The sequence below is a fragment of the Xanthomonas sp. SHU 199 genome, assembly GCF_000364665.1.
Classification (GTDB): domain Bacteria; phylum Pseudomonadota; class Gammaproteobacteria; order Xanthomonadales; family Xanthomonadaceae; genus Xanthomonas_A; species Xanthomonas_A sontii.
Window position 1 is genome coordinate 1 of record NZ_AQOI01000306.1, and the last position, 6,917, is coordinate 6,917.

Below are 6,917 nucleotides of genomic sequence, written 5' to 3' on the forward strand. Positions count from 1 at the left end.
TGGCCGCCGCCGACAGGCTGGCGCCGGCCGCACGCGCCTGCGCCTGCGCGACCGCAAGGTTGGCGCGGGCCTTTTCCAGGGCCAGCTCGTAGCGCTTGCGGTCCACGCTGAACAACAGGTCGCCGCGCTTGACGTGCTGGTTGTCGCGCACCGCGACCGCATCGACCAGGCCGGACACGTCCGGCGCGATCCGCACCACTTCCGCGCGCACGCGGCCGTCGCGGGTCCAGGGCGAGAGCATGTAATGGCGCCACAGCGCATGCGCCAGCAGGGCGGCGACCAGCACCACGATGGCGGTCAGGGCGAAACGGATCAGGGCAGGGGTCTTCATGGCGGGACTCACGGAAGAAGGAGCAGGCCGAGCGCGGCGAAGGCACCGACGTAGACGGCCAGACGGAACAGGGAGGGATGCCAGGCGTAGCGATACAGGCCGGCGCGGCCGGCGACCGCGTCCAGCGCCCAGGCCACCAGCAGCAGGGCCAGGCCCAGCACCAGCAGGCCGGGCACATACACGCCGGCGATCGAGAGTTCAGCGGGCAGCAGCATCGTCGGCTCCTGGGGTGGCGGTGGTCGGCGCAGGCGTATCGGCCAGCGCGGCGAGAACGGAATCGGCGTCGAGCAGCGCACCGCGCAGCAGCAACAAGTGCTCGCGGGTGGGCTTCCAGCGCAGCGGTACCGCGCCTTCCACCTGGCTGGCGGCCAGCGCTGCCTCCACCCGCTGCAAGGCGTGTCGGTGCCGTTGCGGACTGGGGTCGAGATACAGGTCGGCCAGCGCCTGCACGGCGGCCTCCACCGCGGTGGACAGGGCCGGCGGTAGCGTGCCTTCGGCCGCATCGCGGCGCAGTTCGACCAGGGTGCGCCCGGTTTCGTGCACCGACAGCGCCCAGCCGAGCAGGTCGCGCAGTTCGTCGCTGCCCGGCGGGGTGTGCGCGACGATCTGCTGGAACAGGTCGCGGTTGACGCTCTCCAGTTGCAGCGCCAGCCCCGGCAGCGGCGCACGCGCGGCCAGCGTGGTCTGCCGCCGCAGCCGCTCCAGCAGGCGCCGGCGCTGCCAGCGGGTGCCGATCACCGGCGGCACGAATACGAACGTCGCGCTCACCGCCAGCGTCCCCAGCAGCAGCGGCACCACGCTGTTGAAGGTGGCCGCGGCGTTGAAGCTTGGCGTCGGCTGGACCGCCAGGATCGAAACGAAGGCCAGGTTGGCGCCGGTGGCGAAGCCGTACAGCGCCGGTTTCGAGGCCAGGTACAGGGTCACCAGCAGGAACGGCAGGGTGCCGGCGACGAACAGCACATAGCCGTCCATCTGCGGCAGCACCAGCAACTGGCACACCACGCCGAGCACGATGCCGAACACGAACCCCTTGAACAGCGAGCGCGCGGCAGCGGGCGCGTTGGCGCTGGACGACAGGATCGCGCTCAGCGCCACTGCCTGGAACACCGCGGTGGCGCCGCTGATCCAGCCGGCCTGGATCCACAGCCAGCACATCGTCGCCACCAGCAACGCGCTGCGCAGCGCGGTCAGTGCGGCCGCGGCGTAGTCGTTGCCGCGCACGAACACCGCGGTGTCGCCGCGGTCCTGCGGCGTGCGCCACTGCTGCGGCGCAACCAGGGTCGCCTCGGTGGCCACGTAGTCGTGCAGGTCGGCGAAGAACCGCTGCAGCAGCGACACGCCGGTGTCGAATCCCTCGTGCCGTGCCGCCGGAAGGGTCGCACGCGCTTCGGCCGCACGCGTTGCCAGCGCATCGCGGCACGCCGCCAGCTTGCGCGCGGTCGCGGCTGCGCCCTCGCGTCCGCCGCGGTCGCTCAGCGCGGCCTTCAGCGGCCGATACAGGCCGATCAGCGCCTCGGCCACCTCCGCATCGCCGCTGCGCAGCAGCCGGTTGATGTAGTGGTGCAGCGCCTGGAAGCTGGTCGACACCGCCATGAAGCGCTGGTTGAGCAGGCGCAGGCGGCCGCTGCGCACCCGTGCCTCCGGATCCTCGAACACCACCGAACTGCGCAGGTCCTCGATGGTCACCGCGTCGCGCACGAAGCGCAGATGCGCCTGCTCCATCGCCTCGCGCGGCAACTGCCCGCCGGTGGCGTCGCGGACGAAGTCCAGGAAGCCGTCGGACGCACGGCGCACGGTATCGCGCAGGGTCTGGCGCAGCCGGCTGGGAAACACCACGTCGCTGACGATGCCGGTCACCAGCAGGCCCAGCACCACCTCGGTCACCCGCGCCACCACCAGGTTGAACACGTTCTGCGGCTGGTTCACCGCCGGCAGCGCGATCAGCGCCACCGTGTAGCCGGACAGCACGAAGGCATAGGCCTTGAAGTTGCGGTACAGCAGCGCGCCGCCGGTGCAGGCGCCGATCCACAGCGACAGCGCCAGCACGAACAGCACCGGCTCCTGCGGGAACAGCGCCACCATCGTCAGCGCCGCGACGCTGCCGATCAGCGTGCCCAGCACCCGGTAGAAGCCCTTGGCGAAGACCATGCCGGTCTGCCGGTGCATCACCACCACCACGGTGATCATCGCGGTCATCGGCGAGGCCAGGTCCAGACGCAGGGCGATCCAGCCGGCCAGATAGATCGACAGCAGCGTGCGCAGCACGAACAGCCAGGCCTCGCCTTCGCCGCGCAGGGCGTCGGCCAGCAGGGTGCGCAGGCCTGGCGCTGCCTCGGCAGCGGCGGCGGCGTCGGGGTGTTGTGCGCTCATGCGGCGTCCTCGACCCCGCGCAGCAGGGTCTTCAGCAGCGCCTGCAACTGCGCCAGCGCCGCCGGATCCAGATGCTGCACATACGTGTCGAGCTGGGCGGAGAGGTCGGGGATCAGCGCCTCGATCAGGCGCTCGCCGGCCTCGGTCAGCCGCAGCAGCAGCATGCGCCGGTCCTCGGCACTGGGCATGCGTTGGATCAGGCCCTTGTCGACCAGCTGACTGGTCAAACGGGTGATGTTGGCCGACTTCTCGCCCGCCGCGTCGCTCAGCTGGGACGGGTTCAAGGTTCCGTCGGGACTGGCGTCGATCATCATCAGCACGTTGTATTCGGCGTAGCTCAGGCCATAGGGCCGCAACACCTCGTTGCTCTGGTCCAGGCTGAGCTTGTGCAGCAGCTTGATCAGCCGCAGGACCAGCGCGGCTTGCCGCGGGAAGTGCGGATGCTTGCGGGCGGTCACGTCCAGGCGCTGCTCGGTGGCGGCGAAGCGGCTCATGCGCGGCTCGATGATTTGTACATGTATAAATAATACATTTATGTATTAATTTTGCGGTAACGCCGGCTGAACGCGGCCCGCTGGAGGAGGTGTGCCTCAGGAAAAACGCGCGGACTGGCCTGAGCCGAGGGCGCAGCGCATTAGCGTGGCGCGTGGCAGGTCGAGGCAGCGCCTGTGTCCGGTGAAGCGCAGGTCGACGCGCAGGCGCGTTCCGCGCCCGGAAGCCGGGACGTCGCGTTCGAGAGAGAGGGACAGGTGGCGCCTCAGCGCCACCGCCGGGTCAGCGCAGCACGCCGTCCAGGCCGGGCGCGGGCGAGAGCATGTTGCGGGTGTCGATCTCGAAGCTGCGCGGCTTCTTGTCCTCCGGCGTCGCGGCGATGCTGCCCTTCAGGGTGTACTCCAGGCTGCGGCGGCCGGCCAGGGCATCGGCGACGGCCATGCGCGCGCTCGAGCTGGGCTTCAGCGCGACGCTCACCACGTCCGCCGTCTCCGGGCCGATCGAGATCCCGGGCGCGGCCTGCAGGCTGCCGGCCGCTTCGCCGCCCACCCCCAGGTCCAGACGCAGGGTGTCGTAGCGCATCGGGATGCTGCTGTAGTTCTGCAGGCGCAGGTCCACCTTCCAGCTGCCGTCCATGTTGACCGTCAGTTGCTGCACGCTGGCGGCCGGGTCCGACACACGCCGCACGATGCCGTCGCTGCAGGCGCCGAGCAACGCGGTGCACAACACGAGCAAGCCGAGGCGGAGCGGGTGACGCATGGGCGGAATCCACGGAAAGGAAGACCGGCGAAGACTACACCACACCCCTGTCTGCCGTGGTGGCGCAGCGATGGCGAGCATCCCCCGGACTGCGCGGGCTGCGGAAGCTGGCGGCATGCCGGCGGTCGCGCGCGCGACGTGACGCAAGGCGGACAGCGGACACGCTCTATTGGCGCCTTCGCTTGGTGTCGAGCGCTTCCGCCATTGGAATGGCAGGCCCGCCCAACCTAGCTGCGCGATGGTGTCGTCCGCGTCGTGCCATCTGCCGTCAGCCCTCAATCCGGCATGCGGCCGGCCTGTGGGCCGGCCATTGCCCCGTTCCGTCATGCCGTCCACCTCCGTTGCTGCTCCTCCGATCGCCCTTGGCGCAGCAACCCACCAGATCATCCAGGCTGACCCGCACGTCCCTGCGGACGTTCAGGTATGGCGGAATGACCGCGGCTGGCCGGGCGTCCGGTCGGTGTCCTCGGCGATCCGGCCGGCGGCCATCACCAAGGCGTCCCTGCCGTGCGCCGGCCGGATGCCGAGGGACGTGTCCAGCATCGCGCCCCCTCGGATCGGACGCAGTCGGCGCAGGCCGCGGCGGTCGGTAGGAAAATTCTGCAACATTGCGCTTGCCCAATCCCGATCACCTCGCTATGATGCGCGTCCTCGCACCGGTCCTGCCGCGTTGCGCAGTGGCCGAGTAGCTCAGTTGGTAGAGCAGGGGATTGAAAATCCCCGTGTCGGCGGTTCGATTCCGTCCTCGGCCACCATTCTTTCAGGGCTTGCAGCAATGCAGGCCCTTTTCTTTTGCCGCGAGGGTTTGCGGCATCTGCATGCCTTGGCGGTGTGTTGCGCTGCCTTGGTCGCCGTCGTCGAAGGTGGCGTACGGCGTCGTCATTCGGCGTCCGGGCCGATCTCCCGCGCTGTGCAGATTTCCGCATGCGCGAGGCCTGTTGCGACTGTCCTCTGCCCTGATCGGGTGTGAAGAAGGCGTGTCAACGTTCGTAGACAACTGCACCCAGTTCACGGTTTTTCGGGATATTCCGCTCAATCAACGGCGCTGGCTGTCGTAATCATAGGCACGGGCAATCGGGGGAACCTGCCAATGACCAGCGGATTCGGACGGAGATGTGGCGGCGTGGCCCTGCTGTTGGCCATGGCCGGCAACGCCGTGGCAGCCCCTTCCGACCGGACCGAGCATGCGGGCGAGCAGGGCGGTCACGGTGCCGATGCGCCCTACATCGAGCAGGTCGGTTCCGAGTGCGTGATGGTCAATACCTACCTGCAGCGGCGCGACGGGATGGTCGAGCGCGTGGTGCTGCGCGAGCCGGTGCAGTGCGCCAGCCATCCGGACCAGCACTCCATGGCCGATCTGAGCAACTGACCGCCGCGCCATGACGGCCGGCGCCTTGCGCCGCGCTTTACATCGCTGCGCCGCTCCTGCATAAGCTGCTGCTTCCCGTCCATCGGAACCTGCGCATGCGCCTTTCGCCGATCGCGCTGCTGTTGCTGGCGTGCCTGTTGTGCCTCGCACCGCCGCTGCGCGCCGCGCAGCCGGTGAGCTCGGTCGCCGCGTTCGATCTCGGCCGTTATGCCGGGCAGTGGCACGAGATCGCGCATCTGCCGGTCTCCTTCCAGAAGAAATGCGTCGGCGACGTCACCGCGGCCTATGTGCTGCGCGACGACGGTCAGGTCGGCGTGCGCAACGCCTGCCGCACCGCCAGCGGCGACATGCTGGCGGCCGACGGCGTGGCCCGGCGGGTCGAGGGCCATCCCGGGCGGCTGCAGGTGCGCTTCGCGCCGGATTGGCTGGCCTGGCTGCCGATGGTGTGGGCCGACTACTGGGTGATCGCGCTCGACCCGGATTATCAATGGGCGCTGATCGGCGAACCTGGGCGCAAGTACCTGTGGGTGCTGTCGCGCTCGCCGCGCATGCAGCGCAGCGTGTTCGAGGGCATCAAGGCCAAGGCGGTGGCGATGGGGTACGACCTCGACCCGCTGCTGGTGGTCGCGCCGCTGGACTGAGTGGGCGCTGCCGGCGCGTCGTTGCGGGCGGATCGGTGGCACATGGGCGACAGGCGCTGAAGACCGGGCCATCGCTGGGACTTTGCCGCGCGCTGTACGACGCTTGGGGCAGCGACTTGCAGTTCGCTGTGGCCGGCTGCTTCCGCCGGCGGTGGCCGTTGCCCTGGAAGATGCGCCTTGGCGCCTGCTGTCTGGCCGTGCATCGTGCATGCCGGGTGACGCGTCGCAGGCCACCCTGTGTGACGGACGCTGCAACCGCTCGGCGTCAGCCGGGAAATGCCGTCAGTGCCGCGGCCAGCAGGTCTGCGCTGTCGCCGTCGCGCAGCGCCTGCAGGGCGTTGCGGCCATCGGCCAGGCGCACCTCCCGCAGCCATTGCGACAGCGTCGCCAGATCGCTGCCGCAGCCGTTCCAGGCCACGCAGATGGTGTCGCCGACATTGTGCAGGTCGGCGTGGTTCAGATGCTCCAGGGTGCCGTCATGCGCCAGCCAGGCGAGTGCGCGTTGCGCATCCTCCGGTGCGCCATAGGCGGCGCCGTCGATCAGCGACAGCAGGTCGCTGCTGTCGGCGCGCCGCTCGGCCCGGCGCCGTTCGGCGCGGCGCATGCCCTGCAGGATCGCCTTGATCCTTTCTTCGTGAATGCTGTCGGTCATGGGCGGCGAGGCGATGCGGGTGGACGGGTCACTCTGCGCGCTCGGCGCGCAGTTGCAGTTCGCCGTCGGCCAGGCGTGCGCGCAGCCGATCGCCGGGGGCGACCTGAGCGGCCGAGCGCACCACGCTGCCGTCGTCGACGCGGGTCAGGATGCTGTAGCCGCGCGCCACGGTGGCCAGCGGGCTGACCGTCTCCAGTGCACGCGCCAGTGCGCGCAGGCGCTGCGCATCGGTCTGCAGTTGCCGCGCCATCGCCGCCTGCGGACGTCGGCCCAGCGCCAGCAGGCGCACCCGCAGCATCGCCA

The 6,917-nt window shown here is 69.8% G+C and carries 11 protein-coding genes and 1 tRNA gene; 3 read left to right on the forward strand and 9 right to left on the reverse strand.

Annotation, left to right across the window (positions count from 1 at the left end):
- From D183_RS24495 to D183_RS28135, 6 genes are all read right to left on the reverse strand, one after another.
- Positions 1-331: biotin/lipoyl-binding protein (locus tag D183_RS24495; RefSeq protein ID WP_039727162.1), on the reverse strand; the 331-nt coding region annotated here is incomplete at its 3' end.
- An 8-nt stretch (positions 332-339) separates the two neighbouring features.
- Positions 340-546, reverse strand: a complete 207-nt coding sequence (locus D183_RS0111100) for a DUF1656 domain-containing protein (protein ID WP_017909051.1) — start codon at positions 544-546, stop codon at positions 340-342.
- Positions 530-2,701 carry an FUSC family protein gene (locus D183_RS0111105; protein ID WP_017909052.1) on the reverse strand — a complete coding sequence of 724 codons (2,172 nt, stop codon included), beginning with the start codon at positions 2,699-2,701 and terminating at the stop codon, positions 530-532. The genes D183_RS0111100 and D183_RS0111105 overlap by 17 nt, the downstream gene beginning before the upstream one ends.
- Positions 2,698-3,195, reverse strand: a complete 498-nt coding sequence (locus tag D183_RS0111110; protein WP_017909053.1) for a MarR family winged helix-turn-helix transcriptional regulator — start codon at positions 3,193-3,195, stop codon at positions 2,698-2,700. Before D183_RS0111110 ends, D183_RS0111105 begins: the two co-directional genes overlap by 4 nt.
- 280 nt (positions 3,196-3,475) lie before the next feature.
- Entirely contained in the window at positions 3,476-3,952 is a 477-nt protein-coding gene (locus tag D183_RS0111115) for an LEA type 2 family protein (RefSeq protein WP_017909054.1), read from the reverse strand.
- A gap of 417 nt (positions 3,953-4,369) precedes the next feature.
- Entirely contained in the window at positions 4,370-4,495 is a 126-nt protein-coding gene (locus tag D183_RS28135) for a hypothetical protein (RefSeq protein WP_017909055.1), read from the reverse strand.
- 136 nt (positions 4,496-4,631) lie between these two features.
- Here D183_RS28135 and D183_RS0111125 point away from each other — a divergent pair.
- Positions 4,632-4,707, forward strand: a tRNA-Phe gene (locus D183_RS0111125).
- 5 nt (positions 4,708-4,712) lie between these two features.
- Here the strand turns inward: D183_RS0111125 and D183_RS28140 are convergent.
- Entirely contained in the window at positions 4,713-4,835 is a 123-nt protein-coding gene (locus D183_RS28140) for a hypothetical protein (protein ID WP_255325526.1), read from the reverse strand.
- Between the two features lie 240 nt (positions 4,836-5,075).
- Between D183_RS28140 and D183_RS0111130 the strand changes: the two genes are divergently transcribed.
- Positions 5,076-5,321, forward strand: a complete 246-nt coding sequence (locus D183_RS0111130) for a hypothetical protein (protein WP_017909056.1) — start codon at positions 5,076-5,078, stop codon at positions 5,319-5,321.
- Between the two features lie 95 nt (positions 5,322-5,416).
- Complete coding sequence (locus D183_RS0111135) at positions 5,417-5,962, forward strand: lipocalin family protein (protein WP_017909057.1); 546 nt, start codon at positions 5,417-5,419, stop codon at positions 5,960-5,962.
- Positions 5,963-6,227: 265 nt separating this feature from the next.
- On the opposite strand, the gene D183_RS0111140 is transcribed toward D183_RS0111135, so the two are convergent.
- Positions 6,228-6,614 (reverse strand): hypothetical protein, encoded by a 387-nt coding sequence (locus tag D183_RS0111140; protein WP_017909058.1) that lies wholly within the window; start codon positions 6,612-6,614, stop codon positions 6,228-6,230.
- A gap of 28 nt (positions 6,615-6,642) precedes the next feature.
- Positions 6,643-6,917 (reverse strand): exodeoxyribonuclease VII large subunit (locus D183_RS24500; protein ID WP_304412345.1); only part of this gene is annotated, 275 nt, incomplete at its 5' end.